Source organism: Actinoplanes sp. G11-F43, assembly GCF_050589265.1.
GTDB lineage: Bacteria > Actinomycetota > Actinomycetes > Mycobacteriales > Micromonosporaceae > Actinoplanes.
Window position 1 is genome coordinate 187831 of sequence record NZ_JBNZCE010000014.1, and the last position, 26825, is coordinate 214655.

The 26825-nt window shown below is 70.0% G+C and carries 25 protein-coding genes; 16 read left to right on the forward strand and 9 right to left on the reverse strand.

Features of this window, described 5'->3' with window-relative positions; genetic code table 11:
• The first annotated feature begins 96 nt into the window (after nt 1-96).
• A complete protein-coding gene (locus tag ACQ0O7_RS16175) occupies nt 97-1095 on the forward strand; it encodes a sensor histidine kinase (protein WP_430782881.1) in 999 nt (332 codons plus the stop codon).
• A complete protein-coding gene (locus tag ACQ0O7_RS16180; protein WP_430782882.1) occupies nt 1088-1747 on the forward strand; it encodes a response regulator in 660 nt (219 codons plus the stop codon). The genes ACQ0O7_RS16175 and ACQ0O7_RS16180 overlap by 8 nt, the downstream gene beginning before the upstream one ends.
• A gap of 199 nt (nt 1748-1946) precedes the next feature.
• Here the strand turns inward: ACQ0O7_RS16180 and ACQ0O7_RS16185 are convergent, their stop codons facing one another.
• Entirely contained in the window at nt 1947-2402 is a 456-nt protein-coding gene (locus ACQ0O7_RS16185; protein WP_430782883.1) for a hypothetical protein, read from the reverse strand.
• 84 nt (nt 2403-2486) lie between these two features.
• On the reverse strand, nt 2487-3035 hold the full coding sequence (locus ACQ0O7_RS16190; protein ID WP_430782884.1) for a hypothetical protein: 549 nt from the start codon (nt 3033-3035) through the stop codon (nt 2487-2489).
• 39 nt (nt 3036-3074) lie between these two features.
• Here ACQ0O7_RS16190 and ACQ0O7_RS16195 point away from each other — a divergent pair, with 39 nt between their 5' ends.
• The 3 genes from ACQ0O7_RS16195 to ACQ0O7_RS16205 all read left to right on the forward strand — a co-directional run bounded on the left by ACQ0O7_RS16195 (nt 3075) and on the right by ACQ0O7_RS16205 (nt 8171).
• Nucleotides 3075-4445 (forward strand): MFS transporter, encoded by a 1371-nt coding sequence (locus ACQ0O7_RS16195; RefSeq protein ID WP_430782886.1) that lies wholly within the window; start codon nt 3075-3077, stop codon nt 4443-4445.
• Between the two features lie 287 nt (nt 4446-4732).
• Nucleotides 4733-5101 carry a VOC family protein gene (locus ACQ0O7_RS16200; protein ID WP_430782887.1) on the forward strand — a complete coding sequence of 123 codons (369 nt, stop codon included), beginning with the start codon at nt 4733-4735 and terminating at the stop codon, nt 5099-5101.
• A gap of 343 nt (nt 5102-5444) precedes the next feature.
• Entirely contained in the window at nt 5445-8171 is a 2727-nt protein-coding gene (locus ACQ0O7_RS16205) for an ATP-binding protein (protein WP_430782888.1), read from the forward strand.
• Here the strand turns inward: ACQ0O7_RS16205 and ACQ0O7_RS16210 are convergent.
• Complete coding sequence (locus tag ACQ0O7_RS16210) at nt 8158-8550, reverse strand: VOC family protein (protein ID WP_430782889.1); 393 nt, start codon at nt 8548-8550, stop codon at nt 8158-8160. The two genes, ACQ0O7_RS16205 and ACQ0O7_RS16210, sit on opposite strands and share 14 nt — an antisense overlap.
• Nucleotides 8551-8611: 61 nt before the next feature.
• Between ACQ0O7_RS16210 and ACQ0O7_RS16215 the strand changes: the two genes are divergently transcribed.
• The 6 genes from ACQ0O7_RS16215 to ACQ0O7_RS16240 all read left to right on the forward strand — a co-directional run bounded on the left by ACQ0O7_RS16215 (nt 8612) and on the right by ACQ0O7_RS16240 (nt 16945).
• A complete protein-coding gene (locus ACQ0O7_RS16215; protein ID WP_430782890.1) occupies nt 8612-9544 on the forward strand; it encodes a helix-turn-helix transcriptional regulator in 933 nt (310 codons plus the stop codon).
• A 134-nt stretch (nt 9545-9678) separates the two neighbouring features.
• Nucleotides 9679-13269 carry a nitrate reductase subunit alpha gene (locus tag ACQ0O7_RS16220; RefSeq protein WP_430782953.1) on the forward strand — a complete coding sequence of 1197 codons (3591 nt, stop codon included), beginning with the start codon at nt 9679-9681 and terminating at the stop codon, nt 13267-13269.
• Nucleotides 13269-14822 carry a nitrate reductase subunit beta gene (gene narH, locus ACQ0O7_RS16225; protein WP_430782891.1) on the forward strand — a complete coding sequence of 518 codons (1554 nt, stop codon included), beginning with the start codon at nt 13269-13271 and terminating at the stop codon, nt 14820-14822. The genes ACQ0O7_RS16220 and narH overlap by 1 nt, the downstream gene beginning before the upstream one ends.
• Nucleotides 14819-15436, forward strand: a complete 618-nt coding sequence (narJ, locus tag ACQ0O7_RS16230) for a nitrate reductase molybdenum cofactor assembly chaperone (protein WP_430782892.1) — start codon at nt 14819-14821, stop codon at nt 15434-15436. Before narH ends, narJ begins: the two co-directional genes overlap by 4 nt.
• Nucleotides 15433-16311, forward strand: a complete 879-nt coding sequence (gene narI / locus ACQ0O7_RS16235; protein WP_430782893.1) for a respiratory nitrate reductase subunit gamma — start codon at nt 15433-15435, stop codon at nt 16309-16311. Before narJ ends, narI begins: the two co-directional genes overlap by 4 nt.
• A gap of 40 nt (nt 16312-16351) precedes the next feature.
• The gene (locus ACQ0O7_RS16240) at nt 16352-16945 is read left to right on the forward strand and encodes a class I SAM-dependent methyltransferase (protein ID WP_430782894.1); all 594 of its coding nucleotides are present in this window, start codon (nt 16352-16354) and stop codon (nt 16943-16945) included.
• Between the two features lie 345 nt (nt 16946-17290).
• Here ACQ0O7_RS16240 and ACQ0O7_RS16245 read toward each other — a convergent pair whose 3' ends face one another.
• On the reverse strand, nt 17291-17584 hold the full coding sequence (locus ACQ0O7_RS16245; RefSeq protein ID WP_430782895.1) for a DUF6232 family protein: 294 nt from the start codon (nt 17582-17584) through the stop codon (nt 17291-17293).
• Between the two features lie 194 nt (nt 17585-17778).
• Here ACQ0O7_RS16245 and ACQ0O7_RS16250 point away from each other — a divergent pair, with 194 nt between their 5' ends.
• Together ACQ0O7_RS16250 and ACQ0O7_RS16255 are read left to right on the forward strand one after the other, a co-directional pair.
• Complete coding sequence (locus tag ACQ0O7_RS16250) at nt 17779-18936, forward strand: MFS transporter (protein ID WP_430782896.1); 1158 nt, start codon at nt 17779-17781, stop codon at nt 18934-18936.
• A gap of 224 nt (nt 18937-19160) precedes the next feature.
• Nucleotides 19161-19547 carry a VOC family protein gene (locus ACQ0O7_RS16255; RefSeq protein ID WP_430782897.1) on the forward strand — a complete coding sequence of 129 codons (387 nt, stop codon included), beginning with the start codon at nt 19161-19163 and terminating at the stop codon, nt 19545-19547.
• A 245-nt stretch (nt 19548-19792) separates the two neighbouring features.
• On the opposite strand, the gene ACQ0O7_RS16260 is transcribed toward ACQ0O7_RS16255, so the two are convergent.
• Nucleotides 19793-20227, reverse strand: a complete 435-nt coding sequence (locus ACQ0O7_RS16260) for a hypothetical protein (protein ID WP_430782898.1) — start codon at nt 20225-20227, stop codon at nt 19793-19795.
• Between the two features lie 44 nt (nt 20228-20271).
• On the opposite strand from ACQ0O7_RS16260, the gene ACQ0O7_RS16265 reads away from it, so the two are divergent.
• Nucleotides 20272-20802: a GrpB family protein gene (locus ACQ0O7_RS16265; protein ID WP_430782899.1), complete on the forward strand. Its 531-nt coding sequence runs from the start codon at nt 20272-20274 to the stop codon at nt 20800-20802.
• 404 nt (nt 20803-21206) lie between these two features.
• On the opposite strand, the gene ACQ0O7_RS16270 is transcribed toward ACQ0O7_RS16265, so the two are convergent.
• Together ACQ0O7_RS16270 and ACQ0O7_RS16275 are read right to left on the reverse strand one after the other, a co-directional pair.
• On the reverse strand, nt 21207-21410 hold the full coding sequence (locus tag ACQ0O7_RS16270) for a cold-shock protein (protein ID WP_430782900.1): 204 nt from the start codon (nt 21408-21410) through the stop codon (nt 21207-21209).
• A 421-nt stretch (nt 21411-21831) separates the two neighbouring features.
• Nucleotides 21832-23601, reverse strand: a complete 1770-nt coding sequence (locus tag ACQ0O7_RS16275) for a DUF2079 domain-containing protein (protein WP_430782901.1) — start codon at nt 23599-23601, stop codon at nt 21832-21834.
• Nucleotides 23602-23687: 86 nt separating this feature from the next.
• Between ACQ0O7_RS16275 and ACQ0O7_RS16280 the strand changes: the two genes are divergently transcribed.
• Nucleotides 23688-24053: a DUF2203 domain-containing protein gene (locus ACQ0O7_RS16280; RefSeq protein ID WP_430782902.1), complete on the forward strand. Its 366-nt coding sequence runs from the start codon at nt 23688-23690 to the stop codon at nt 24051-24053.
• A gap of 212 nt (nt 24054-24265) precedes the next feature.
• Here ACQ0O7_RS16280 and ACQ0O7_RS16285 read toward each other — a convergent pair whose 3' ends face one another.
• Both ACQ0O7_RS16285 and ACQ0O7_RS16290 read right to left on the reverse strand, forming a co-directional pair.
• A complete protein-coding gene (locus ACQ0O7_RS16285; RefSeq protein ID WP_430782903.1) occupies nt 24266-24847 on the reverse strand; it encodes a GNAT family N-acetyltransferase in 582 nt (193 codons plus the stop codon).
• Nucleotides 24848-24913: 66 nt separating this feature from the next.
• Nucleotides 24914-25687 carry a carbon-nitrogen hydrolase family protein gene (locus tag ACQ0O7_RS16290; RefSeq protein WP_430782904.1) on the reverse strand — a complete coding sequence of 258 codons (774 nt, stop codon included), beginning with the start codon at nt 25685-25687 and terminating at the stop codon, nt 24914-24916.
• Nucleotides 25688-25760: 73 nt separating this feature from the next.
• Between ACQ0O7_RS16290 and ACQ0O7_RS16295 the strand changes: the two genes are divergently transcribed.
• Nucleotides 25761-26825: an ADP-ribosylation family protein gene (locus tag ACQ0O7_RS16295; protein WP_430782905.1), complete on the forward strand. Its 1065-nt coding sequence runs from the start codon at nt 25761-25763 to the stop codon at nt 26823-26825.

The window sequence follows — 26825 nt, forward strand, 5'->3', positions numbered from 1 at the left end:
GTGCGGACAGCCGAACCTTTAATGGGTGGCTGCCCGTATGGACGTGCGGTGCCCTGATCAGGGACGCTGGGCCGGACAGAGGTGATGATGGGCGGGATGATGCGAGAAACACAGCGGTTGTCCCTGTTCTGGCGGATATTCCTGCTCAACGCGGCGGTCGTGACGGTGGCGTTCGCCTTCCTCATGTTCGGGCCCTTCACGGTGTCCGCCCCGGTCCTGATGACCGAGGCGGTGCTGCTCAGCGGGGTGCTGGTGGTGATGCTCATCGCCAACGCCGGCCTGCTGAGGCTGGGGCTCGCCCCGCTGGTGCGGGTCGCCCGCACCATGGCCACGGTCGATCTTCTTCGTCCTGGTCATCGGCTCGCGGTCACCGGCCGCAGCGGCATCGCAGACCTGATCAGGAGCTTCAACACCATGCTCGACCGCCTTGAGGCCGAACGCGCCACCAGCGCCGCCCGGGCGCTGTCGGCGCAGGAAGCCGAGCGCAAACGCATCGCCCAGGAGCTGCACGACGAGGTGGGGCAGACCCTCACAGCCGTGCTGCTGGAGCTGAAACGAGTCGCCGACCACGCCCCCGAGCCGGTCTCCGGCGAGGTCCGCCAGGTGCAGGAGACCATCCGCAACGGCCTCGACGAGATCCGGCGCATCGCCCGCCGGCTGCGGCCCGGCGTCCTCGAGGAGCTGGGGCTGGCCAGTGCCCTGAAGTCGCTGGCCGGCGAGTTCTCCACGGCCGGGTTGACAGTGCGCCGCAATATCGACGGTGACCTGCCCGATCTTGGAAAGGACACGGAACTGGTGCTGTACCGGGTGGCGCAGGAGTCGCTGACCAACACGGCCCGGCACTCGGGTGCGCGTCAGGTCAACCTGTGCCTGTCGCACGTTCCCGGTTCGGCGGCCGGTCCGCCCCTGATCGAGCTGCGGATCCGTGACGACGGCACCGGCGTGGGTGCCGCCCCCGAGGGGGCCGGGATCACGGGCATGCGTGAGCGTGCTCTTCTGATCGGTGCCGAACTCACCGTGGGGCCCGCCCCCGGGAGGGGCACGGAGGTCATGCTGCGTGTGTCACTCGGCGGAGAGGAACCCATCCATGAATGACGGCAGTCCCGCCCGCATCCTGCTGGCCGACGACCACGCGCTGGTTCGCCGCGGGGTCCGGCTCATCCTCGACAACGAGCCCGATCTGACCGTGGTCGCCGAGGCTTCCGACGGGGCCGAGGCGGTGGCACAGGCCCGCGCGGAGACTCCCGACCTGGCCATCCTCGACATCGCCATGCCCCGGCTGACCGGGCTGCAGGCGGCCCGTGAGCTGTCCCGGCAGATGCCCGACCTGCGCATTCTGATCCTGACGATGTATGACAATGAGCAGTACTTCTTCGAGGCGCTCAAGGCCGGCGCCTCGGGGTACGTGTTGAAGTCGGTCGCCGACCGGGACCTGGTCGAGGCGTGCCGGGCGGCGGTGCGGGGTGAGCCCTTCCTCTACCCAGGGGCGGTCAACGCCCTGATCCGCAACTATCTGGAGCGGGTCGCCGACGGGGAGGACCCATCCGGGCGGGCCATCACCGACCGGGAGGAGGAGGTGCTGAAACTCGTCGCCGAGGGGCATTCCTCGAAGGAGATCGCCGACCTGCTGGTGATCAGTGTCAAGACGGTCGAGCGGCACCGGTCCAACCTGCTGCAGAAACTGGGTCTGCGGGACCGGCTGGAGCTGACGAGGTATGCGATTCGGGCCGGTCTGATCGAGCCTTGACGGGGTGTCCGGTGAGTGACGCGTCCGCCCGGCGGTCGCGCTGACGGCCGGGACCAGGCAGCGCCTCGCGCGGACGACGCGGGACGAGTGGTTGCGGTTGAGGAGATCCTGGACCGTACGGGAAAGGGAATGGGGTGTTCGGTGGTTCGCCGAGGAAGGCCGCGCCGATGCCGACGATCGCGGCCGTTCCCGCGCCGCCTCACCGCAGGGCGAGAGCGAGGAAGCCCACCCCCATCGCCGCGCACAGCGCTCCCAGGCCGATGACCAGCAGCGTCACCTGCCATGCCTGATATGCGCCGAGTAGCGCACCGCGCAGGGTCTCGCCCATGAACGCCATCTCCCGCAGCTTGCCGAGACTCTCGTCACCCTTGTTCTTCTGGGCCTCGGCGGAGATCTCCGCGTAGGTTCGGCCACCGGTCGCCGAGACCACGTGGTCGGCGATCAGATCGGAATACGCGCGGGCCTCGATGCCGGTGCGCACCGGACGGCCCGCGTAGGCGCACAGGGCCGCCGGGAGGCCGGACGGCGGGAACGAGATACGCTGCTGGACGAGCTCACGGGTGACGTTACGGCGGCCGCTGACGCCCTGGAAGATCATGATCGGGGCGGCGACCAGCAGAGCCACGCCGACCAGGCCGAGGAGTGTCTCAATCATGCCGCCGAGTCTGGTGCGGCGATGGCCCGTGCGGGCAGGGACGGACGTCCCGGATGTGAGTGGCAACCGGTCCCGGCACCTGCGTCAGCCACCGGGTCGGGCACACGCGGCGCCCACCGACATCTCCACCGTGGCCTGCTCGTTTCCGGACACGATGTGGATCGGGACACAGTCGGCCTCGGCCACCCACGTGCCGCCGGCGAACACCGACCATCCGCCGCCACCGGTCCCGGGTGGGCAGGCGGTCAGTTCGATAGTGGTGACCGGGCCGGTGCCGCCCCAGCCGATCCGGGCGCGCCCGGCCCAGTCCGGGGACAGGCTCAGCGTCGCGGTCGAGCCGGTGCGGAGCAGCAGGCCCCACTTGGCGAACATCCGCACCGGACCGTCGCCGGTGGAGTTCGGCAGGGCATCGAGCAAGTCGTCCCCGGGTGGGAGGGCCACGTTCCCGGCGACGATCCGGTAGCCGTCGGAGGGCTCGGCCACCTGGTCGATCGACGCGGTGCAGTCGGTGCGGACGCTCGCTACGGGGGTGCTCGGCGTGGTGGGATTCCGTGCTGGACTGCATCCGGCGGAGGCTGCGGCCAGGCTCGTCGCCACCAGCGACAGGGCGGGTATCGATTTATAGATCGACATGGGGCAATTCTGTCAGAGGGGGTGACTAGGGTTTGCGGCATGGATCTCGTGCGCCGTGGCCGGATCGCCACCTCCCTGGTCTTCCTGCTGTTCGGGACGGCTCTGGGCGTGTGGACGGCCCGCATCCCGGCGGTGAAGGAGAAGCTCGGCCTCGACGACGGGCTGCTCAGCATCGCGCTGCTCGCGTTCGCCGCCGGGTGCATCTGCGGGATGGTGCTGATCGGGCGGTTGACCGACCGGTTCGGCAGTTCCCGGGTGATGATCCCGGCCGCGCTGCTGGAGGGGCTGCTGCTGATCCCACCGGGGTTCAGCGATGGGCTGGTGGTTCTATGCGTCGCGCTGTTCGCCTTCGGGGCGGTGCACGGCACCCTCAACATCGCGATGAACGCCAACGCGGCCGAGGTCGAGCGGGCCGCCGGGCGGCCGATCATGTCGTCGTTCCATGCCGTCTACAGCATCGGCGGGTTTCTCGGTGCGGTCCTGGGCAGCTTCTTCGCTCGTGCCGGGGTGGGTGTCGGGCTGACGTTGACGGCTGTCGGGCTGGCCGCGCTGATCATGGCGGCTGGGGCTGCCGTCTGGGTGCTGCGCTCCGTGCCGGGTGCCACCGGGCCCGCTGCGGGCGAGCCGGGGCGGCCAGGCCCAGGCGGCGCGAGGTCGGATGATGGGGGACCGGCCGGCGTGGGATTGGACTATAGGGGACCGAACGGGGCGGGGCGGGGCGATAAAGGGCCGGGCGGCGCGGGGCGGGGCGATGGCGGGCCGGGCGGCGCGGGGCGGGGCGATAAAGGGCCGGGCGGCGCGGGGCGGGGCGATGGCGGGCCGGGCGGCGCGGGTTGGGGTGGACGGCGGGGCCTGCTGGTGTTCTACGGGTTCGTGGTGCTCTGCACGCTAGTCGGTGAGGGTGCGGCCGCCGACTGGAGCGCGGTCCATCTGCACGACGAGTTGGGCACTTCGGAGAGCATCGCGGCGTATGGGTATGCCGCCTTCGCGATCCTGATGACCCTGGGCCGTTTTGTGGGGGACCGGGCCGCCAGTCGTTTCGGGCCGCTCGCGGTGATCCGGGCCAGTGGGCTGATCGCCGCGTTCGGTCTCGGTGCCGGACTGCTGGTGGCGCATCCGGTCGCCGCGATCGCCGGGTGGGGGCTGCTCGGGCTCGGGCTGTCGTGTGTGGCCCCGCAGTTCTTCACCGCGGCCGCCGGGAGCGATCCACGCCGGGCCGGGCAGGCGCTGTCGACCGTGGTGAGTATCGGTTATCTCGGGTTCCTGCTGGGCCCGATCGCCATCGGCGCCGCCTCGACTGTCGTCGGGTTGACCGCCGCGCTGTGGATTCCGGTGGTGCTGGCGCTCTTCGTCGCCGCCAGCGCGGGCAGCATCCGGCTGGCGGCTCGACCACAGGTCGGCGCGAGGTGAGACACGCAAGGCCTGGAGTCGAGGCGAGAGGCTGGGCGGGGCGCGAGGCGAGAGGCTGGGCGGGGCGCGAGGCGAGAGGCTGGGCGGGGCGCGAGGTGGACTGCAGAGGGGCCGAGAGGCGCGGGGCAGGGCCGGGCGGAGACGCCGGGTGGCAGGCAGGGGGTGTGAGGCGCGGGTCAGGGCCGGGTGGGCTCACCGGGCGAAAAGCGCGACCGGTGAGCCTGGCGGATCGCCGGGTGCGAGGCGAAACCGGTGAGCCTGGCGGATCGCCGGGTATGTGAGCAGGTATGACCAGCCGTATCGCCACTATCGCCATCGACGCTGTTGATCCGGAGCGGGTTGCTGAGTTCTGGACGGCCGTCTTTGGATGGCGGATTCTGGAACGCGACGACGAGGTGCTGACCATCGGCAGTGAGGCCGGGTGGCTGACCGTTGACGTGGTCCGGGTTCCGGAGCTCAAGAGTGGCAAGAACCGGCTTCACCTGGACCTGCGGGCAGACGGTTCCACCCAGGAGATGGAGGTCGAGCGGCTTCTCGGACTGGGGGCGCGGCGGGCCGACGTGGGGCAGGGGCCGGACGTGTCGTGGGTGGTGCTCGCCGACCCGGAGGGCAACGAGTTCTGTGTGCTCAGCCGGTCGGTCCAGGACGTCTCGTAGGTATACCTAGGCCCCCGGCGTACCGCCGATAAGTAGGTCTTGAACTGCGAATATAGGGAACCGCTCCGCATGTGGCGGTGGTACCTCAGGGCGCAGGATCGAACCATCGGAACGACGATGGGAGACGGGCCATGTTGGTACACCCGAGCGTGTTGATGGATCTGGCCGCCGACCGCAACCGTGAGCTGATCGCCGACGCGGACCGGGACCGGCTGTTCACCCTGGCACGGCGGTGGAGAGCGAAGAAGGGAGGGGCGGCGAGGGGAGGAGCCGCAGCATGGGTAGAAGCGTCGGCGAGTATCGGACCGGCGGCGTGGGGACGCTCCACCGGTACCCTGGCGTCGTGCGAACCCTCCGCGGCGGTGCCGGCCCGGTGATGATCGGACGGGAGAGCGAGCTGCGTCGATTGGCGCGGCTCGCTTCGTCGCCCGATCCGGCGGTCGCGATCATCGCCGGCGAGCCGGGGATCGGGAAGACCCGGCTGGTGCACGAGTTGCTGGCCACGTTGCCGGCGACGACGGTGGTGCTGGTCGGGCAGGCCGAGCCGGGGTCGCTGTCCCGGCCCTACGAGGTGCTGCTGGACGCCGTCGACGGCTTCGCGACGGACGTGAGCGAGGAGGCCGGGCGGCTCACCGACGCGCGGCTCAGCCCGGTCGAGCGCCTGCACGCCGGCCTGGCGCTGGTGGCCGACCTGATCGGGGAGGCGCCGGCGGTGATCGTCTTCGAGGATCTGCACTGGGCGGACTCGGAGAGCGCGGCCCTGTTCGAGCGGCTCGCCGACCAGCGTGGCCCCCGGCTGCTGATCGGCACCTACCGGCCGGAGGAGGTGACCCGCCGTCAGCCGGTGGCGGGACTGCTGGCGAGGATGGAGCGACGGCACACGGTCTCACACGTACGGCTGGATCGTCTGTCGCCGTCGCAGACCGCGGCGTTCCTGGCGGCCGCGACCGGCGCACCGGCACCGCTGCGGGCCGCGACGGCGCTGCATCACCGGACCGGCGGTAACCCGTTCTTCCTGGAGGAGCTGCTGCGGGCGCTGCCTGGTCTGGGGCTGGAGGAGCTGGTCGAGCAGCCGTTGCCGTGGAGTCTGGCCGAGGTGCTGCGCCGGCAGGTCGACGACCTGGAGGCGGTCAGTCACCGGATCGTCGAGGCGGCCACCGTGCTCGGTCACCGGATCCCGTTCGATCTGCTCGCCGATGTGACCGGGGCGGGCGAGGACGAGCTGATCGGTGTGCTGCGGGACCTGGTGACCAGGGGTGTGCTGGTGGAGGCGGGGGAGGACGAGTTCGCGTTCCGGCACGCGCTGGTCCGGGAGGCGATCGCCGGGCAGATGCTGGGCCGGCAGCGGCGGCGGTTGCACGAGGCGGCGTTGGACGTACTGCTGCGGGGTGGGTCGTCGGATCCGGCGATGGTGGCGCATCACGCGCGGGGGGCCGGACGGTACGACGACATGATCGCGGCGGCCCGGCGGGGTGCCGCCCTGTACCTGTCGATCGGGTCGGCGTATCAGGCGTTGCAGCTGGCCGAGATGGGTCTGGACGAGCTGCCGGACGATGTGGAGCTGCTGGCTCTGGCGGCCCGGTCGGCGTGGCTGGCGGGCCTGATCGACGACGCGATGCGCTACGGCCGGTGCTGGCGTGACCGGGCCGGCAGCGCGACGGAGCGGGCCGAGTCGCTCTACCTGCTGGTCCGGGTGGCCTGGGAGAGCCGGGCGACGGATGAGATGGCGGCGCTGACCAGGGACATCGAGACGATGGTCGCGACGCTTCCGCCGGGCGCCGACCAGGCACGGGCGATGACCGCTATCGCCCAGTCGGCGTATCTGTGTGACGACTTCGGCACGGTGGTGTCGTGGGCGGACCGGGCGCTGGCGCTGGCCGACGAGTTCGACCTGCCGGGGGTGCGGCTGGCCGCCCTGGTGGAGAAGGGATCGATGCTGATCGACCGGGGCCGGACCACCGTCGAGGGCCGCCGGATCCTGTCCGGGCTGGTCGGCGAGGCGGAGGCGGCCGGCGAGTGGGTGCTCGCCGCGCGGGCGCTGCACGCCCTGGTCGACGGGGAGCCGCCGACCTCCCCGGCCGAGCACGCCGCGACCCTGGAGCGGATGCGGGTGAACGCCGAGCGTGCCGGTTTCGAGTCGCTGGCGGTGGCCACCTACTACCGGGGCCGGGCCCGGCTGGCGCTGCGCACCGGCGATCTGACCGCGGCGATCGAGGCGCTGGAGGAGGGGCGGGAGCGGGATCGCAACTACCGGCGGCGGGGCCGCTGGGCGGAGTACCACGGTGTCTTCCTGGCCGGTCTCTACCTGGAGGCCGGCGAGCTGGACCGGGTGGAGCGGCTGCTCACCGACCTGGCGGCGGTGCCGAACAATCCGCCGGCGGTGATTCCCGGGCTGGAGTTCCATCTGGCCTGCCGCCGGGGTGATCTGCCGCGCGCCGAGCGCAGCCTGGACGAGTTGCTGGCGGCCCTGCCGGGGCAGGCGTGGCGAAGTGGCGAGCAGGCGCACGACCTGGTCTCGGCGGCGCTGGAGCTGGGGCTGGCGCCGGACCGGATGGACCGGCTGGCCGGCGCCCTGCTGGAGATCGAGGTGTGGGATGCCCACCGGGTGCTGGTCGACGCCCAGATCGCCGAGTCCCGGGGCCGGCACGCGGAGGCGCGGGACGGCTATCTGTCCATCGCCGAGGCGCACATCCTGGGACCGGTGGTCCGTGGAACGGTGCACGTGAACGTCGCGCGCTGCCTGCTGGCCACCGGCCGTCCCGGCGAGGCCGCCGATCACGCGGGGGCGGCGGCGTCACTGCTGGCGGACTGGGGCGGCTGGCGGGTGGCGGAGCTGGCCCGGGTGCGGTCCCGGCTGGGGATGACCGAAACGGAACAGGCGGTGTCCGGGCCGGCGGCGCTCACCCCACGGGAGCGGGAGGTGGCGGTGCTGATCAGTGACGGGCTGACCAACAACGAGCTGGCGCGCCGCCTTTACATCTCCCCGAAGACGGCGGCCGTGCACGTCTCCAACATCCTGCGCAAACTGGGCGTCTCCTCCCGTACCGAGGTGGCGGCTAAGACCGGCTGACCAGCACTTCCAGGTAATGCTTGTTGAACATGACGCCGAGGATGTTGCCGAACGGGTCGGTGACCGATGCCGTCACGAAGCCGGGGCCGCGTTCGGTGGGCTGATCGTGTTCGGTCGCGCCCAGGTCGAGCAGCCGCTGATAGGAGGCCTCGACGTCGTCGACCGCCCAGTAGACGAGCGCTCCCGGCGCGGGGGTGTGCGGGGCGAACCGGGTGTGCAGGATGCCGAATTCGTGCTGGTAGTCGCCGACCCGCCACTCCAGGTAGGCCGGTTCCCGGACGAAGTACGGCTCGGCGTCGAACACCTTGGTGTACCAGGCGCGGGCCGCGTCCAGGTCGTCGGCGAAGAAGGTCACCGTGGTGAATCCGCGAAGTGTCATGCGTACAGCGTCGGCGGTTAAGTGCTCACCTTCTGAGCACTTTTCCTGGCAATCTCGGGGCATGCGCGCTGACCGTCTCGTCGCCACCCTTCTGCTGATGCAGGCCCGCGGCCGGGTCACCGCCGCCGAACTCGCCGCCGAGCTGGAGGTGTCGGTGGCCACCGCGCGGCGTGATCTGGAGGCGCTGTCCGCGGCCGGTGTCCCGGTCTATCCGCAGCCCGGACGGCACGGCGGCTGGTCGCTGGTGGGCGGCGCGCGTACCGACCTGAGCGGCCTGTCGGCCGACGAGGCGCGGGCGTTGTTCCTGCTGGCCGGGCCGGTCGCGGGGGTCTCGCCGGACGTTCGGGCGGCACTGCGCAAGTTGGTACGGGCCCTGCCGGCCCCGTTTCGTGCCGACGCGCAGGCCGCCGCCGGGGCCACCCTCGTCGACCCGGCCGGCTGGGGTGCGAACGTCAAGCCCCGCCCGGAGATCGTCGACCGGCTGCAGGTGGCGGTGGTGCAGCGTAGTCGGGTCCGGTTCACCTACCGTGGCGAGCCGCGCGAGGCCGATCCGTGGGGTGTGGTCGGCAAGGGCGACGTCTGGTACCTGATCGCCGGCACCGAGCGGGGCCGCCGCACCTTCCGGGTGGACCGGTTCGCCGGGCTGGAGCCGACCGGGGCCACGTTCGAGCGGCCGTCCACGTTCGACCTGGACGAGGTGTGGCGTGAGGTGGCCGGCGCGGTGGAGGAGAAACGGGCCCGGACCAAGGCCGTCCTGCTGATCGAGGAACGGTTCGCCTGGGTACTGCGCGACCACTTCGGACCACACTGTGAGCAGCTGGAAGTGCTGCCGGACGGGCGGGCCCGGGTGCGGGTCGGCGCGCCGGAACCGAGGGACATCGCCCGTACGCTCAGTGGCTGGGGTTCGGCGGTGGAGGTCCTGGAACCGCCGGCGGTGCGGGCCGAGCTGGCCCGGATCGGCACCGAGCTGGCGGGGCTGTACGCCGCTGGTTGAGGGGACCTTGGTCCCGAATTCCGCGGACTCCGGGCCCAGGCGGGACCCGATTGTGCTCGGTCAGGGTGGAGGGGTGCCGGGCGACCGCCCGGACGGCCGCCGACCAGTCGAGGACTTTCACCGTGGCACAGGAACTGTTGGGGGCACGGCGTTTTCTCACCCGTGCGACGGTCGGCGACCACGGTCGTACGCTGCACCAGGTCGACGACAGCCAGTGGGACTCGTTCTACCGGGACCGCTGGAAGTACGACAAGGTGGTGCGCTCCACCCACGGCGTCAACTGCACCGGCTCCTGCTCGTGGAACGTGTTCGTCAAGGACGGGCTGATCACCTGGGAGCACCAGGCCACCGACTACCCGACGACCGGGCCGGACGCGCCCGACTACGAGCCCCGCGGCTGCCCTCGGGGAGCGAGTTTCTCCTGGTACGAGTACTCGCCGTCGCGTGTTCGTCACCCGTACCTCCGCGGTGTTCTGGCCGAGATGTTCCGGGAGGCGCGGGACCGCCTCGGTGACCCGGTCGCCGCGTGGGCCGAGATCGTCGAGACCCCGCTGAAGGCGCTGGCCTACAAGTCCCAGCGCGGCCGGGGCGGGTTCGTGCGCGCGTCGTGGGACGAGGCGATCGAGTTGATGGCCGCCGCGCACGTTTACACGGTCAAGACGTTCGGCCCGGACCGGGTGGTCGGGTTCTCGCCGATCCCGGCGATGTCGATGGCGTCGTTCGCGGCCGGCACCCGCTATCACGCGCTGCTCGGCGGCACCCTGCTCAGCTTCTACGACTGGTACGCCGACCTGCCGATCGCCTCGCCGCAGATCTGGGGTGACCAGACCGACGTGCCCGAGGCCGGCGACTGGTGGAACGCCACCTATCTGATGATGTGGGGATCCAACATCCCGGTCACGCGTACGCCTGACGCGCACTTCCTCGCCGAGGCCCGATACCGGGGCACGAAGGTCGTCGCGGTGTCGCCGGACTACGCCGACAACGTGAAGTTCGCCGACGACTGGCTGGCCCCGCATCCGGGTACGGACGGGGCCCTGGCGATGGCGATGGGGCACGTGGTGCTGCGGGAGTTCTTCGTCGAGCGCGAGGTCCCGTACTTCAATGATTATGTCCGTCGTTTCACCGACCTGCCGTTCCTGGTGACCATCGTCGACGGCAAGGCTGATCGTTTTCTGACAGCCGCCGACTTGGGCTCGTCCGAGGGCGAGCATCAGACGGTGCTGATCGACTCCCGGAACGGTGAGCTGGTCGTGCCCAACGGATCTCTGGGCTTCCGGTACGCCGAACCCGGCAGGTGGAACCTCGACCTCGGTGACGTGGTGCCGGCCCTCGGTATCGACGGGGACGAGTCGGTCGAGATCGAGATGGCCCGGTTCGACATCGGTGACACCGAGGGTGGTGCCACGATCCGGCGCGGCGTTCCGGTCCGCCGGGTCGGCGAGCACCTGGTCACTACGGTGTTCGACCTGGTCATGGCCACCTACGGGGTGCGTCGCGGCGATCTGCCCGGGGAGTGGCCGAGCGGCTACGACGACGCCGACTCGCCGAACACGCCGGCCTGGCAGGAGAAGATCACCGGCGTACCGGCTTCGCTGGCGGCCCGGATCGGCCGGGAGTTCGCCCGCAACGCCGAGCGCAGCAGAGGCCGGTCGATGATCGTGCTCGGGGCCGGGGCCAACCAGTGGTTCCACTCGGACATGACCTACCGCGCGTTCATCTCGCTGGTCACGCTCACCGGCTGCCAGGGGGTGAACGGGGGCGGCTGGGCGCACTACGTCGGCCAGGAGAAGGCCCGGCCGGTCACCGGCCAGCAGCACATGAGTTTCGCCTTCGACTGGCAGCGGCCGATGCGGCACCAGGCGTCGACGCCGTTCTGGTACCTGCACACCGATCAGTGGCGGTACGAGCGGGTAGCGGCCGACGAGCTCGCTTCCCCGCTGGGCGCCGGGCGGTTCAAGGGCATGTCATTCGCGGACACGGTGGCCGCCGCGCAGCGGATGGGGTGGAGCCCTGGGCACCCGTTCTTCAACCGGAACCCGTTGGACATCTCCGACTCTGCCCGGATGGCGGGCAAATCGGTCCAGGAGTACGTCGTAGCGTCGTTGCGGGACGGGACGCTGGGCACGGTGGCCGAGGACCCGGACGACCCGGCCAACTTCCCGCGCTGCCTCACCCTGTGGCGGGCCAACCTGCTCGGCTCCTCCGGCAAGGGCAACGAGTACTTCATGCGGCACCTGCTCGGCGTCGACTCGTCGGCCGGCGCCACCGAGTGCGGCCCCGGCGAACGGCCCCGCGACGTCACCTGGCGCGACGAGGCCCCGGCCGGCAAGCTCGACCTGCTGGCCACGATGGACTTCCGGATGACCAATACCGGTCTGCACTCCGACCTGGTCCTGCCCGCCGCCACCTGGTACGAGAAACACGACATCTCGACCACCGACATGCACCCGTTCGTGCACGCGTTCAGCCCGGCCGTCGAGCCGCCGGCCGACGCGCACACCGACTACGACACGTTCCTGGCTCTCGCCGACAAGGTGAGCGAGCTGTCCGAGGTGCACCTGGGTGTCCGCACCGACGTGCTCGCGGCGCCGCTGCAGCACGACACCCCGGACGAACTGGCCATGCCCGGCGGGCGGGTCCGGGACTGGAAGTTCGGCGAGACCGCCCCGATCCCCGGGCGGACCATGCCGAAGCTGATCGAGATCGAACGTGACTACACCCGGATCGGGCACAAGATGCGGACCGTCGGGCCGCTGATGGACAAGCTCGGCACCACCACCAAGGCGATCACCGTCGATGTGAACGCCGAGGTCGAATACCTCAAACACCAGAACGGCGTGATCGACGGCCGGCCGTCACTCGCCACCGCCGACCGGATGTGCGAGGCGATCCTCGCCTTCTCCGGAACCACCAACGGCCGGGTCGCGCACGCCGGATTCATCGAGCTGGAGAAACGTACCGGCCAGGGTTTCGTGGATCTCATCGAAGGACACGAACAGGACCGGATCACGTACGCCGAGACACAGCTGGCGCCCCAGCCGGTGTTCACCAGCCCCGAGTGGTCCGGGTCGGAGAAGGGCGGCCGTCGCTACTCCCCGTTCACGATCAACGTCGAGCGGCTCAAGCCGTGGCACACCGTCACCGGCCGTCAGCACTTCTTCGTCGAGCACGACTGGGTCGCCGAACTGGGCGAACAGCTCCCCGCGTTCCGGCCGCCACTCAACATGGCCCGGCATTTCGGGCAACCCGGCGAAGCCGTCGACGGGGGAGTGACCGTCCGCTTCCTCACCCCGCACGCCAAGTGGTCGATCCACTCGATGTACCACGACAACGAGCTGATGCTCGCGCTGTCCCGGGGCGGTCCGGTGATCTGGATGAGCGTCCAGGACGCCGCCAAGATCGGGATCCGGGACAACGACTGGATCGAGGCCCACAACCGCAACGGTGTCGTCGTCGCGCGGGCCGTGGTCAGCCACCGGATGCCCGAGGGCACCGTCTTCCAGTACCACTCGCCGGAGCGGACGGTCAACGTACCCAAGGCGGAGAAGTCGAAGAAGCGCGGCGGCTACCACAACTCGATGACCCGCCTGCTGATCAAACCCAGTCATCTGGCCGGCGGGCACGCCCAGCTCACCTACGCCTTCAACTACTACGGCCCGATCGGCAGCCAGCGCGACGAGATCACCGTGATCCGCCGCCGTACGCAGGAGGTGGAGTACTGATGCGGATCCGCGCACAGGTCGCCATGGTGATGAACCTGGACAAGTGCATCGGCTGCCACACCTGCTCGGTCACGTGCAAGCAGACATGGACCAACCGGGAAGGCACCGAGTACGTCTGGTTCAACAACGTCGAGACCAAACCCGGCATCGGTTACCCGAAGTTCTACGAGGACCAGGAACGCTGGAAGGGCGGCTGGAAACTGGACGGCAGAGGCCGGCTGGTGCTGCGCTCCGGCGGCCGCGTCAAGCGCCTGTCCCGGATCTTCGCCAACCCCGACCTGCCGACCATCGACGACTACTACGAACCGGCCACCTTCGACAAGGACATCCTGGTCAACGCCCCGGCCGGGCTGACCGACACCCCGGTCAAGCAGCCCTACTCGGCGCTCACCGGCGAACCGATGGCGATCACCTGGGGCGCCAACTGGGAGGACTCCCTCGGCGGCGACTCGATGGCCGGCGACCCGAACCTCGCCGGGCTGGCCGACAAGGTCAAGTTCGAGTTCGAGAAGACGTTCATGTTCCACCTGCCCCGCATCTGCGAACACTGCCTCAACCCGGCCTGCGTGTCGGCCTGCCCGTCCGGGGCCATGTACAAGCGCGAGGAGGACGGCATCGTCCTCGTCGACCAGGACCGGTGCCGGGGCTGGCGGATGTGCGTGTCGGCGTGCCCGTACAAGAAGGTCTACGTCAACCACGCCACCGGCAAAGCCGAGAAGTGCACCCTCTGCTTCCCGCGCATCGAAGCCGGCCAGCCGACCATCTGCTCCGAGACGTGCGTCGGCCGGCTCCGCTACCTGGGCATCCTCTGGTACGACGAGGACGCCGTCCTGGCCGCCGCCTCGGTCCCCGACGCGGAACTGCTCGACGCCCAACGATCGGTGTTCCTCGACCCGTTCGACCCCTCAGTCGTCCAGGCCGCCCGCGACGCCGGCCACCCCGACGAGTGGATCCAGGCCGCGCAGGCCTCCCCGGTGTGGAAGCTGATCAGCGAATACCGGATCGCGCTGCCGCTGCACCCGGAATACCGCACCCTGCCGATGGTCTGGTACGTGCCGCCGCTGTCACCGGTCCTCGACGCCGCCGGGGCCGCCGGGCGCGACGACACCGACGCCGACGACATCTTCCACACCATCCAGGACCTGCGGATCCCCGTCGAATACCTGGCCTCGCTGTTCACCGCCGGCGACACCGAAGTGGCCGGGGGAGTGCTGATGAAACTCGCCGCCATGCGGTCCTACATGCGGGCCCGCACCCTCGACGGCAGCGTCGCCGAAGAACTCCTCGACGGCATCGGCATGACCGGCGCCCAGGTGGAGGCGATGTACCGGCTGCTCGCCATCGCCAAATACGACGAGCGGTACGTCATCCCCGCCGCCCACGCCCGGGACGCCGCCGCCCTCGAAGCCCAGGCCACCGCCCAGGACTCCTGCTCGCTGGACTGCGAAGGCGGGCCCGGCGGCGGATTCCACATCACCGAAGACGTCCGGTTCCGCCGTACCGACGGGCGCCGCGGCCTCAACCTCAACCCCACCAGCCGGGGCCGGTCATGAACCGTTCCGACCTGTTCCAGCTCGCGTCCCTGCTGCTCACCTACCCCGACCGGGAGCTGATCGACGCCGGTCCCGCGCTGCGGGCGGCAGCCGACGGCGTCGAGGAGTACGAGCGGTTCCTCGACTGGCTGCTCACCGGCACCCTGATCGAGGCGCAGAGCCACTACGTGCAGACGTTCGATCTGCGCCGCCGGTCCGGGCTCTACCTCACCTACTATCTGCACGGCGACACCCGCAAACGGGGCATGGCGCTGCTCATGCTCAAACAGCGGTACCGGGCGCACGGCCTCCAGATCGCCGACGGTGACCTGCCCGACCTGCTGCCGATCGTGCTCGAATTCGCCGCCGTCGCCGGCCCCGGCGACGGCGAGGCCCCGCTGCGCCAGCACCGGCAGGGCATCGAACTGTTACGTGCCGCCCTGCACGAGGCCCGGACCCCGTACGCGCTGATCCTCGACGTCGTCTGTGACGCCCTCCCGCAGCTCACGGACAGTGACCGGGCCGCACTGACCTCCCTGGCCGTGGACGGCCCACCGGAGGAGACCGTCGGTCTCGGCCCCGACATGTCCCTCGTCTCCTGCACTCCCACCCACTCCTCTGGGGTATCGCGATGAACACCCTCATCTGGATCGTCCTGCCCTACGCCTGCCTGGCCGTCTTCGTCGCCGGTCACGTGTGGCGGTGGCGTCGCGACCAGTTCGGCTGGACCACCCACACCAGCCAGATCCTGGAGAACCGCCTCCTCCGGCTCGGCTCCCCGCTCTTCCACCTGGGCGCCTTCGGGGTGATCGCCGGCCACGCGATGGGTCTGCTCATCCCGGCGTCGTTCACCGCCGCGATCGGCATCGACGAACACACCTACCACCTGGTGTCGGTGACTGGCGGCGTGACCACCGGAGTCATGCTGGTGGTGGGCCTGGCCCTGCTCATCGCCCGCCGTTTCGTCAGCGGCCGCATCCGCCGGGTCACCACGACCATGGACCGGATTCTGTACGCGTCCCTAGCCGCCATGGTCGTCCTGGGGATGTCCGGAACCGTGCTGATCAACCTCTTCGGCGAGGGCTACAACTACCGCGAGACGATCTCCGTCTGGTTCCGTGGCGTCTTCTATCTCCAGCCCGACCCCGCCCTGATGGCCGACGCTCCTCTCGTGTTCCAGCTGCACGCGATCGGCGGCTTCCTGTTCCTGGCCCTGTGGCCGTTCACCCGCCTGGTCCACGTGTGGTCGGCTCCACTCGCCTACCTGTGGCGTCCCTACGTCGTCTACCGGGGCCGCCGCAGCCCGGCTCCCGCCCCGCAGCCCGCCCCGGCCGCTCTCCGGACCGTCGCCCCGCCCGCTCTCCGGACCGCCGGCTCGCCCGGCCCGGCCGCTCTCCGGCCGGTCGGCTCGCCCGGCGCGGCGGCTCTCCGGACCGTCGGCTCGCCCACGCCCTCCGCAGCCTCTCCGGGTGCCGGAGCCGCTTCGCCCGGAGATACGGTGAACCGGTGATCCACATTTACATCCGCGACAACGAGGTGAACGCGACGTCATGACCAGCACCGACAACCTCTGGCTCCAGAAGATCGCCGCTGACCCCGGCCACTCCCAGTGGTATATCGAACGCTTCCGCACCATGGCCGCCCGCGGCGACGACCTCGGCGGCGAGGCCCGGATGATCGACGCCATGGTGCCGCGCAACGCCCGGATCCTCGACGCCGGCTGCGGCACCGGCCGGGTCGGCGGCCACCTCGCCGCCGCCGGCCACCGCGTCACCGGTGTCGACCTGGACGCCGAACTCATCGCCGAGGCCCGCTCCCAGCACCCCGGCTCGCACTGGCAGGTCGGTGACCTGAGCACCATCAACCTGCCGGACCGCTTCGACGCCATCGTCTGCGCCGGCAACGTGATGGCCTTCGCCGGCCCGTCCCAGCGCGCCGACATCCTGCGGCGCTTCGCCGAACACCTCACCGGCGGCGGCCGTGCCGTCGTCGGTTTCGGCGCCGGCCGTGGCTACGAGTTCGACGACTTCATCGCCGACGCCGAGAAGGGCGGCCTCTTCCCGGACATGCTGCTGAGCACCTGGGACCTGCGCCCGTTCACCCCGTCCGCCGACTTCCTGGTAGCCGTGCTCCGCGCCGCCTAGACCGAGGCCGTCCCGTTCGTCGTCCGAGCCTCCCCGGTCCGCCCTTTTCACGCCGTCCGCGCCGCCCGGGTCCCCTGTTTCGTGCCGCCTGGGTCGCCCGTTTCACACCGCCCGGAGCGCGCGTCCGAGCCGCCCGGGTCGGCCGTTTCAAGCCGCCCGGGTCGCCCGGGTCGCCCGGGTCGCGCCGCCCGGGTCGCGCGTTCGAGCTCGCCCGGGTCGCCTGTCTCACGCCGCCCGGGTCGCCTGCCTCGCGCCGCCCGGGTCGCGCGTCCGAGCTCGCCCGGGTCGCCTGCCTCGCGCCGCCCGGGTCGCGCGTCCGAGCCCGCCCGGGTCGCGTGTTTCGGGCTAGAACGAGATCTCCGGGTGGTTCTCCAGCGCCCGGACGAGCGCCCGGCACACCATGTTGAAAACCCGGTGATCGGGGTGCTCGTAGATGACCACCAGCACACCCCGGTGCCACGCCCGCAGCCGGTAACCCCGGGGCCGCCGCGCACGCCACCACGGCCCGTCCAGCGTCTCCGTGGTGACGTCGCGGATCTCGCTGATGGCGTACACCGCCTGACCGTCCGCCGTGTGGTGCACGAACCGTTCGTTCGTCACCTCGGCGGTCGGCCCGCGGTAGTACACCACCCTTCGCACCAGGTCATGGTCACACGGCCGTAGACGGTGCTCAATGTGTCGGGATTTCAGGTCCTGTCACGTCGGGTACAAGGTCCCTGCCGCCCGGGGTTCCGCGGGCGAATGCTGAGGTCGGCATCGGAAACCGGATCTTGGAGTGGATCATGAGCACACCGCAGCACCCAGCCACCCGCCGAGGTGGCCCAGCGGGACTGATGCTCGCCCTGGCAACCGTCGGGTTCGCCGTGAACTTCTGGGCGTGGGCCCTGCTCAGCCCTCTCGCCACGAAATTCCAGGCGGCCCTCGGTCTGTCTCCGTTCCAGCAGGCGCTGCTGGTCGCGGTGCCGGTCGTGGTCGGCTCGCTCGGACGCATCCCGGTCGGCGCGCTCACCGACCGTTACGGCGGCCGGATCATGTTCCCGCTCATCTCACTGACCACCATCTTCCCGGTCCTCTACCTCGGTCTGTTCGGGCACGACGCGCTCGCCGCACTGCTGGTCGGCGGCTTCTTTCTCGGTATCGGCGGCACCGCCTTCGCCGTCGGCGTCCCCTTCGTCAACGCCTGGTTCCCGCCGGAGCGCCGCGGCCTCGCGGTCGGAATCTTCGGCGTCGGCATGGGCGGCACCGCGATCAGCGCCCTCACCACGGTCCGTCTCGTCGACATGGGCAGCACAGCCACTCCCTTCCTGATCACGGCGGGCGCGCTGGCCGTGTACGCCGTCGTCTCCTGGCTCGTCCTGCGGGACGCCCCGGACCGTCCGGTACCCACCGCCCCGCTCACCCAGCGGCTCGGTGCCGTCCTGCGTCTCAAGGTCACCTGGCAGGCCTCCGCCCTCTACGCCGTCGCCTTCGGCGGGTACGTGGCCTTCTCCGTCTACCTCCCCGCCTATCTGAAGACCGCTTACGGCCTCACCCAGGCCGACGCCGCCAACCGCATGGCCGGTTTTGTCCTCCTCGCCGTGATCATGCGCCCGGTCGGCGGCTGGCTCTCCGACCGCTTCGCCGCCAGCCGCGTCCTGGCCGTCGCCCTCGGAGTGGTCGTCGCCGGTGCCACGGTCCAGGCCTTCACACCCGGGCTGGCCCCGGTCGGCACCATCGCCTTCCTGGCCATGGCGGCTGCCCTCGGCGCCGGCAGCGGAGCGACCTTCGCCCTGGTCGCCCAACTCGCCCCGGCCAATCAGGTCGGCGCGGTCACCGGCGTGGTCGGCGCGGCGGGTGGCCTCGGCGGTTTCGTCCCGCCGTTGGTGATGGGCGCGATCTACGGCCAGTTCCAGTCCTACGCGCTGGGTCTCGCCCTGCTCGGTGTGGTCGCATTGGCCGCTCTCCTCCTCGACGTCTTCTCGGTGGGCCGCCGGTCACCGGTCACGGTCTGACTCGACGTCTTCGCGGTGGGCCTTCGTTGGCCTTTCGTCAGGCTTTATCCGGGCCTCCTCCAGGGGTCGGTCACCGTCCCGGGTGGCCGGCCCATGCGGGGTTGTTCCTCCATCCTGCCGCATTGCGCGAGGGCGCCTGCCGGTTATCCACAATCGACCCCGGAGTGGTCCGGCTGTCCACAGGCTGCCTCGGGAAGGCCCGGTGGCCTCATAAAATAGAACACATGTTCGATACTGTGCTTGTGAATCTTTACACCCGCGACATCGAGGCGGGCATCCACTTCTACCGTGACCTTCTCGGGTTCGAGGAGACCCTCCGCACCCCGCGAGAGGGTGCCCCCGCACACGTCGAGCTTCGGCTGGGCGGGTTCACCATCGGTCTGGGCGCGGTCGAGGCGGCCCGGAGCGCGCACGGTGTCGAGCCCGAGCCAGGCCGGCCGGTGATGGCCATGGCGGTCTGGGCCCGGGATGTCGACGAGGCGTTCGAGCATCTGGTCACTGCTGGCGTTCCGGTGATCCAGCCACCTCGAGACGCCGGCAATGACAATCGCACCGCGTTGCTCCGGGACCCAGACGGCAACCTGGTGGAGATCGTCGCGAAGCGGAGATGAGGGCGAATCCGATCCCGTCCAGCGCTGCGGATCAGGGCTCGATTACAGCGGCCGAGTGTCCGGTCCGACGGGTCGGCTGGTTCGTGGTGGCCGATCGTGCCCGGGTGAGCTGGTTCGTCGAGGTCGGACGTGTCCGGGTCGACTGGTTCGTAGTAGCCGATCGTGTCCGGGTGGGCTGGTTCGTCGAGGTCGGACGTGTCCGGGTCGACTGGTTCGCGATGGTCGGACGTGTCCGGGTCGGCTGGTCAGGGCTGGATCTCGGCGGCCAGGATCCAGGTCTCCCACTCCTCGGTGCTCACCGAGGTGGCTGCCCGGCCGTCCGGGGCGAGGGCGACGAAACCGATCGACTGGCCCGGCAGGCCGAGGCGGCTGGCGTGCGGAGGAGTGGTGCCGACCCGGGCACGCAGCCAGGGAAGGCGACCGGCGCCCTCGACCGAGAGCAGGACTGTTCCGTCGGCGGCGATCGTGCCGTTCTCCCGGCTCACCCGGAGCCATTCGCGGTCGAGGTGACGGTTCGGATGAGGTTCGTGGTCGGGCACCCGGACGACGGGCACGGCTCCGGACCGGATGAACGGCCGCCACACGGTCATCGGGTCCGGCCGGTGTTCGGGGTCCACGAAGTCCTCGACGGTGAAACCTGCCCGGGCCACCACGGCCCGTACCGTCTGCGGGTCGGCCATCGATGCTCCTCATGCCGCCATGGTCGAGTCCGTAGCATGGTGACATGTCGGACGGTGAACGGCAGGACCCGATTCGGATGGTTCCCCACGACAGCGCCTGGGCGGCCGATTTCGAACGGGAACGGGCGCTGGTCGAAAGGGCTCTCGCCCCTTGGCTGGTGGGGCCGGTCGAGCACATCGGCAGCACGGCGGTCGCCGGCCTGGCGGCGAAACCGATCATCGACATGATGGCGTGCGTCAGCAGCTATGACGCGGGATCGGAGGCGATCGCTGAACTCGACCGGGTCGGATGGGTGCATGCGCCGGAGCCGGACGACGAGGTAGGGCGCAAGTGGTCGTTCTGTCGGCCCGACCCGATTCGGCGCACCCATCACCTGCACGTCTACGAGTCCGGGAGCCTGTTACCGCAGTCGTTGATCGCCTTCCGTGACCACCTGCGGTCACATCCGGAGGACGCGGCCGAGTATGGGCGGATCAAGACCGCGCTGGCTGCCGAGGACGATCGGGACCGGCCGCGTTACCGGGCGGGCAAAGCGCCGTTCATCCGTGCCGTCCTGGCTAGGAGTAGCCGTTGACGTCAGCGCCACATCCCGCTGATTTCAGCGTCGCGTCCCGTTGATGGCAACGCCGTCATCCGGGGTGATGGCAGCGCGGCCATCGGTTGACCGTGGCGACGGGCGGGGGTTCCTTCCGCGGCGACATGCCGGGCCGGCGGGCCACACACGAACGGCGGGCTGGACACGAACCGCAGGGCGGGACATGAACGGCGGGCTGGACTCGAACGGCGGGCGGGACATGAACCGCAGGGCGGGACATGAACGGCGGGCTGGACTCGAACGGCGGGCGGGACATGAACCGCAGGGTGGGACATGAACGGCGGGCCGGACTCGAACCGCAGGGCGGGACATGAACCGCAGGGTGGGACACGAACGGCGGCCCCGCTGAAACCAGCCGGGCCGCCGTCGGTGCGAATGCGGGATCAGATGGTGCGGATCCCGGACGCCTGCGGGCCCTTCTGGCCCTGGGTGATCTCGAACTCCACCCGCTGGTTCTCCTCGAGGGTCCGGTAGCCGGAGGACTCGATCGCGGAGAAGTGCGCGAAGACGTCCGGGCCGCCGTCGTCCTGGCTGATGAAGCCGAAGCCCTTTTCGCCGTTGAACCACTTCACGGTTCCAGTAGCCATGTCCTACTCCTTCGCAGGCTGTTTGAGCTCGCACGGTGCGAACTCGGTTGCCGCGGTGTTGATGACCTGCGCCGGAATCGACACGAGAAAACGAAAGCGCCTGACCGGGTTCAGATAACCCATCAGGCGCCGGCAACGTCTACGGAAATCAAAACAGCAACTGAACCGACCGTAGCACGAGCCCGACCGGACCGGATGCACCGGGCGACCGGCGGATCACGTCAGTCCCCACCAGAGCGACCCGCGCGAAGCCGGAACGCCCTCGCGCGAAGCCGGAACGCCCTCGCGCGAAGCCGTGACGCCCCATGCGCAGCCGGAACGCCCCATGCGAAGCCGGAGCGACCTGTGCGAGCGGGGCTGACCTGTGCCTGGTTCCGCACATCCGGCGCCGCTCACCAGGGCGCCGGATGTGCGGGACGTCTCAGCTCTGGGTTCCGGTGCCGCGGATCGGCTGGACGGCCGGACCGGTGCGCTGCAGGACCTCGATGCGGCCGGATGAGTAGACGGTTCGGAAGCCCATCTGGTCGAGCTGCCGCATGACCTGCGGGACCTCCTTCTTGCCGATCGGGCAGCTCGGGTTGACGGTGTCGACGATCGCCCAGTCGCCCTCGTCGACGTTCGAGCCGATCAGGGTGACCTTGTTGGTCGGCAGCAGGGGAATGACGAGGTTGTTCGTCGCGCGGACGGTCACACCCGGCGGGATCTTGGCCAGCGCCTCGGGGGCCTCTTCGACGATCGGGACGTTGTGGAAGGGCTTGGCCGTGCCCTGGTACCACTGGGTGACGGCCATCTCCTGAGCGTCCTGGTAGGCGAACCAGATGAAGACCGGTGCGGCGATCGCGGCCAGGATGGTCGCGGTTCGTGGCTGCCAACGGCGCGGCGACGGCGTTTCCGACGAACCGGAAATGTCGGAATCATCCGGCGAGGGCGAGGGCGAGGTCGAGGTCGAGGGAGACGGCGACGGCGACGGCGAGGAAGAGGACTGCGAGGGATCAGCCGACCCCTGCGAGAGCTCAGCACGCTCCTCCGAGTCCTCGGCCGCCGACCGTGACAGCGCGGCCGACGTCTCGGTAGATGACTGCACGGTCGGTGGAGGTGACGAAGGCGACCGGGAATCCGGCGCTGACGCCCTGGCTCGCGGGGCCATCGTCGGATCGGGCGCCGGGCCGAGTCCCCGCAGCCGGTCGACCAGGCTCCCGACCCGGCGGAAACCGTCCGCGGCGGCGGCGAACAGGATCGGGATCAGCGGCATGTCGTAGTACAGGGTGGACGACCACTGCGTGTCACGTGCCGACAGCATCCGGCTGAGCATGATCGGGACGATCAACAGGACGAGGGGGGACGTCAACGCCGCGAACCCGACCGGAATCAGCAGTTGTTCCCAGGTCGTCAACTTGACCTCGTTGTCGACCATCAACCCGAGGATCTCGCCGGGATGGGTCAGCATGTACGGGATCCCCTCGAAGATCCCGTCCGCGTGCAGACTCGCCTGATAGTCCCGCGCGTACGTGAATCCGCCCGGGTTGAGGTTCGGGATGATGAACTTCAGCGTCACGACGAACCACAGCGCACCCCACCCGATCAGGAACGCCCCGTGCTTCCACCGGCGGTTGAGCAGTGCGTACGCCCCGAGCATCGCGCACATCAGCCCACCGTCCTCCTTGACGGTGATGAGCAGCGCGAACAGGGCGGTGGCCTGCGTCCACTTCCCGGCGAGCATCCGTTCCAGGCCCCAGGCGAGGAACAGTGCGCCGAACATCACCTCGTGCACCGGGAACTGGATGGTCCCGAAGACGGCGTGGCTGCCCAGGTAGGCGATGAGCATCCCGGAGCCGACCAGGATGCCGTGCCGGCGCCGGAAGATGTGGTAGATAGGTATCCCGGACAGGCAGATCAACACGACCTGCGCGTACACCAGGGTGATCGCGTCATCATGGATCCACACGAGTGGCGCGAGCAGGGCGAAGACCGGCGAGAAGTGGTCGCCGAGCTGCACATACCCCTTGATCGGCACCATCGGCCAGCCGCCGGTCGCCCAGCCCTGCACAGCCTGGTAGAAGATGCCCAGGTCGCAGGCGCCGACGCTGTAGGCCTCGTACTGGGCGCGAGCCCAGCCGGAGAAGAAGTAGATGGCGAGGGCGACGATCCAGCCGCAGGGGGAGAGCAGCGTCCGCCGCACTTTCAGGAGCACGGCCGCACAACCTAGTCGATCGCCGCCAGCCTGCGGAACCCGCCGCCCGTCGGCCGTCCGCCGGGGCGGATCCGTAGGCTGGGCGCATGGGTTTGTTCACGCTCGACGAGGCCCGCACCGAGTTGGCCCGGCTACGACCGGTGATCGCCGAGGTCATCACTCTGCGTGCCGACATGGTGGAACTCTCCGCCGCTCTGGTCCCCGGCGGCGAACCCACCGATCTCGGCGGTCTGCCGGAGCGCAAGGCCGCCGAGGCCAGGCTCAACGAGCTGATGACCGAGATTCAACAGACCGGCGCCGAGCTCAAAGGCGTGGCGCCGCTGCTCCTGGACTTCCCGGCCGATCTGGACGGTGTTCCGGTCCTGCTGTGCTGGCTGGAAGGGGACACCGACATAACCTGGTATCACCGGGCTGATCTCGGCTTCGGCGGTCGCCGTCCGCTGCCGGATTAAACCCTTTTGCGGTACGCCCCACCACAACGCCGACCGTTTCGTCCGCGCGAGATGACGACGGGTCCGGACCGAAACGCGACCGCCGGGCGAATGCGACGCTCACCGGCCGGCGGCCACCGCGTTCAGCCCGGCGGCCGCGTTTCGGTGGTTCGCCGGGACCACCTCGCGGGGACGATGCGGGACCGTTTTGTGGGGCGTACCGAATAAGGGTTCTATCGGGCGAGAGCGGCCAGTTCGCGGACCGGCCGCCGGGTCGCACAACGGACCTCGGGCCAGCGGGCGGCGCGCTCGTAGACCAGCTCGTGGCCGTCGGTCTCGTCCCACTGCTCGCCGATCTGGCGGAAACCGAAACCGGTGGCCAGCGACCGGGAGGCGACATTGTCGGGGGCGATGCTGACCCGCACCCGGGTGACCCGGGGATTGCGGATCGCGCGGGACAGCAGATCGTCCAGCGCGGTGCGGGCATAACCGTTTCCGCGGTGCTCCGGATCGATGCCGTAACCGATCTCCACCACCCCGGAGGAATCCGGCGGGCCGTGGAATCCGGCGGCGCCGACCGCCTTGTTCAGCGAACCTGCCCACACCAATCCGGTGACCCAGGCCGCGGCGCGCGGATCGGCGTCACATTGAACAGCGCGCATGCGCCAGACCGGGCGGCAGTCGTCGCCGAGCAGATAGGGGGTGACCGGAACCGGAATGACCCGGGCGGCGGTGGCCGCGTCTCCGTCGGCGAGCGCGTGGAACGCCGCGGGGGTCAGGTGAAGGATGCGTACGTCGGGGTGTGACTGTGGCACCGGGGAAGAGTGCCACAAACCCACCGGAGATGACCTTTCCCATTAGGAGCGTCACAGTCATCCACGTCACATCCGGTCCTCGGCGGCGTGATACGTGACCGCGACCACGTCGGTTCGGCGCTGACCGAGATACCAGTCACCGGAATCGGCGAGGTCTATCGTGCACCGCAGCACGCCCGGACGGCCCGCCGGCAGTTCCGCCACCACGACACCGCGCGGATCCACCACCATGCTCGGGCAGTGCTGATCGGGGTGTGGAATGTTCGCCGACAACACGAAACGCTGATTCTCGGCCGCCCGGCTGATCAGATGACTGCGCCACACGCCGGCCGGCTCGCGCGGGTTGGCGGCGTTCGTCAGATAGGCGAAGAACCGCGCGCCCTCGGATGCCAGGAACTGCCACTGCTCGGGAAACCGGATCTCGCGGCACAGCTGAATACCGGCCATCGTGCCGGTGACGGTCAGGCTACCGCCCGGAATCAGCCGGCCCCGTTCGTTCATCGCCAGATTGATTTTGCGGTAGATCTCCGGTTTCCGGCCGGGGGACAGGTGAACGGCGGCGTTGCTCCAGCCCTCCGGTTCCGGGTGCAGAGTCCCGAGGAAGACCTCGACCCGTTCGGCGGTGGCCGTTTCGGCGAGACGGAGAACGGCGTCGGAGACCTCGGCCGGATCCATTCGGTCCAGCGGTGTCAGGTCCTCCCCGTAACCGGAGAGCATGCCCTCGGGAAAGAGCACCACATCACCCGGTTCGGTCTCGTCCAGGACGTCCCGGACCGTCCGCAGGTTGGTGGCGACGTCCCACACCGCGGGAACCTGGGCGATCACAACGTTGATCCGCACAGGGTGATCCTGCCCCACCTGACCGGGTGAACCTGTCCCCGCCGTCGGCAACCGTGGCGTCTAGGATCCTGGCGTGACATCGCGGGAGACGGCACTGGCCACCATGACGGAGCGGTTTCCCCTGGTCGCGGAGCGGGTGCGGCAGGTCTTCGGGCTCCGCCTGCCCCGGCACGTGGCGGTCTTCGCCGCGCTGTGGGCCAGCGACTCGTGCGCGGTCGGCGAGCTGACGCACTCGCCGTGGGGTGTCACCGATTACTTCGCCGACGGCGGCCTCGACCTGATCGGGCGGGACGGCCTGGACGAGCGGTTGCACGCCCGGTTCCGCTGCGACCCGGCCGAATTCGTGACCGTGATGAACGGCGGCACCGACGGGCTGCACTACGGGCTGTGGTACGACGATCCCGCTGAACTACCGACCGTCATCGTGCACAACTACGCTCGCGACTCCGCCGAGACGTGGGTCTCCGGGCCGGACAGCCTGCTGGGCGTACTCCGCCGGGAAGTGGCCGACTTCCTCGCCGACTACGGCGACGAGGAGGAGGACGCACGACGGGTCGATCCGCTGCTCGAAGCCCTCGACTGGTACGCGGCCGCCGACGAGGAGGCGCTCCGCCGGGACGGGCCGCCGCGCTGGGCCGGGACGCCCCGGGCGTACACGGCGGTGTCGCTCTTCCCGATCCTGCCCGCCTCCGCCGGGGATCCGCGGCTGACCGAATCCGACATGCGCCTCACCACCTATCGCGACGACCCGGCCGGCACCGGCGCGTGGATCGCCGACGCCGAACGGGAACTGGCCGCCGGACGTCCCGCCCTGGCCCTGGCGATCGGCGGTGAACTGCATTGGTTCGATCATGACGACTACCGGACGGCCGGACGGGAGCTGCTGGTCGGGGCGTACCGGGCGCTGGGCCGGGACGCGCTGGCCGAGATCGCCGAACTGCATGCCGGGCATCGGGATCTGCGTTCGGTCCAGATCCTCGCTCCAGGTCCTCGCCCCGCCGATACTCCAGGCCCTCGTCCCGCGGATGCTTCAGGCCCTCGCCCGGCAGATACTCCAGGCCCTCGTCCCGCGGATGCTTCAGGCCCTCGCCAGGCGGATGCTTCAGGTCTTCGTCCCGCGGATCCGGGGCGGCCGTGA

What these genes read in the sequence shown, in the direction of transcription:
- narH (WP_430782891.1), top strand. Translation starts at nt 13,269, where the DNA reads ATGCGGATCCGCGCACAGGTCGCCATGGTGATGAACCTGGACAAGTGC.
- ACQ0O7_RS16250 (WP_430782896.1), top strand. Translation starts at nt 17,779, where the DNA reads ATGCTCGCCCTGGCAACCGTCGGGTTCGCCGTGAACTTCTGGGCGTGG.
- ACQ0O7_RS16260 (WP_430782898.1), bottom strand. Translation starts at nt 20,227, where the DNA reads ATGGCCGACCCGCAGACGGTACGGGCCGTGGTGGCCCGGGCAGGTTTC.
- ACQ0O7_RS16270 (WP_430782900.1), bottom strand. Translation starts at nt 21,410, where the DNA reads ATGGCTACTGGAACCGTGAAGTGGTTCAACGGCGAAAAGGGCTTCGGC.
- narJ (WP_430782892.1), top strand. Translation starts at nt 14,819, where the DNA reads ATGAACCGTTCCGACCTGTTCCAGCTCGCGTCCCTGCTGCTCACCTAC.
- ACQ0O7_RS16180 (WP_430782882.1), top strand. Translation starts at nt 1,088, where the DNA reads ATGAATGACGGCAGTCCCGCCCGCATCCTGCTGGCCGACGACCACGCG.
- narI (WP_430782893.1), top strand. Translation starts at nt 15,433, where the DNA reads ATGAACACCCTCATCTGGATCGTCCTGCCCTACGCCTGCCTGGCCGTC.
- ACQ0O7_RS16280 (WP_430782902.1), top strand. Translation starts at nt 23,688, where the DNA reads ATGGGTTTGTTCACGCTCGACGAGGCCCGCACCGAGTTGGCCCGGCTA.
- ACQ0O7_RS16175 (WP_430782881.1), top strand. Translation starts at nt 97, where the DNA reads ATGATGCGAGAAACACAGCGGTTGTCCCTGTTCTGGCGGATATTCCTG.
- ACQ0O7_RS16240 (WP_430782894.1), top strand. Translation starts at nt 16,352, where the DNA reads ATGACCAGCACCGACAACCTCTGGCTCCAGAAGATCGCCGCTGACCCC.
- ACQ0O7_RS16200 (WP_430782887.1), top strand. Translation starts at nt 4,733, where the DNA reads ATGACCAGCCGTATCGCCACTATCGCCATCGACGCTGTTGATCCGGAG.
- ACQ0O7_RS16195 (WP_430782886.1), top strand. Translation starts at nt 3,075, where the DNA reads ATGGATCTCGTGCGCCGTGGCCGGATCGCCACCTCCCTGGTCTTCCTG.
- ACQ0O7_RS16210 (WP_430782889.1), bottom strand. Translation starts at nt 8,550, where the DNA reads ATGACACTTCGCGGATTCACCACGGTGACCTTCTTCGCCGACGACCTG.
- ACQ0O7_RS16255 (WP_430782897.1), top strand. Translation starts at nt 19,161, where the DNA reads ATGTTCGATACTGTGCTTGTGAATCTTTACACCCGCGACATCGAGGCG.
- ACQ0O7_RS16265 (WP_430782899.1), top strand. Translation starts at nt 20,272, where the DNA reads ATGTCGGACGGTGAACGGCAGGACCCGATTCGGATGGTTCCCCACGAC.
- ACQ0O7_RS16215 (WP_430782890.1), top strand. Translation starts at nt 8,612, where the DNA reads ATGCGCGCTGACCGTCTCGTCGCCACCCTTCTGCTGATGCAGGCCCGC.
- ACQ0O7_RS16190 (WP_430782884.1), bottom strand. Translation starts at nt 3,035, where the DNA reads ATGTCGATCTATAAATCGATACCCGCCCTGTCGCTGGTGGCGACGAGC.
- ACQ0O7_RS16185 (WP_430782883.1), bottom strand. Translation starts at nt 2,402, where the DNA reads ATGATTGAGACACTCCTCGGCCTGGTCGGCGTGGCTCTGCTGGTCGCC.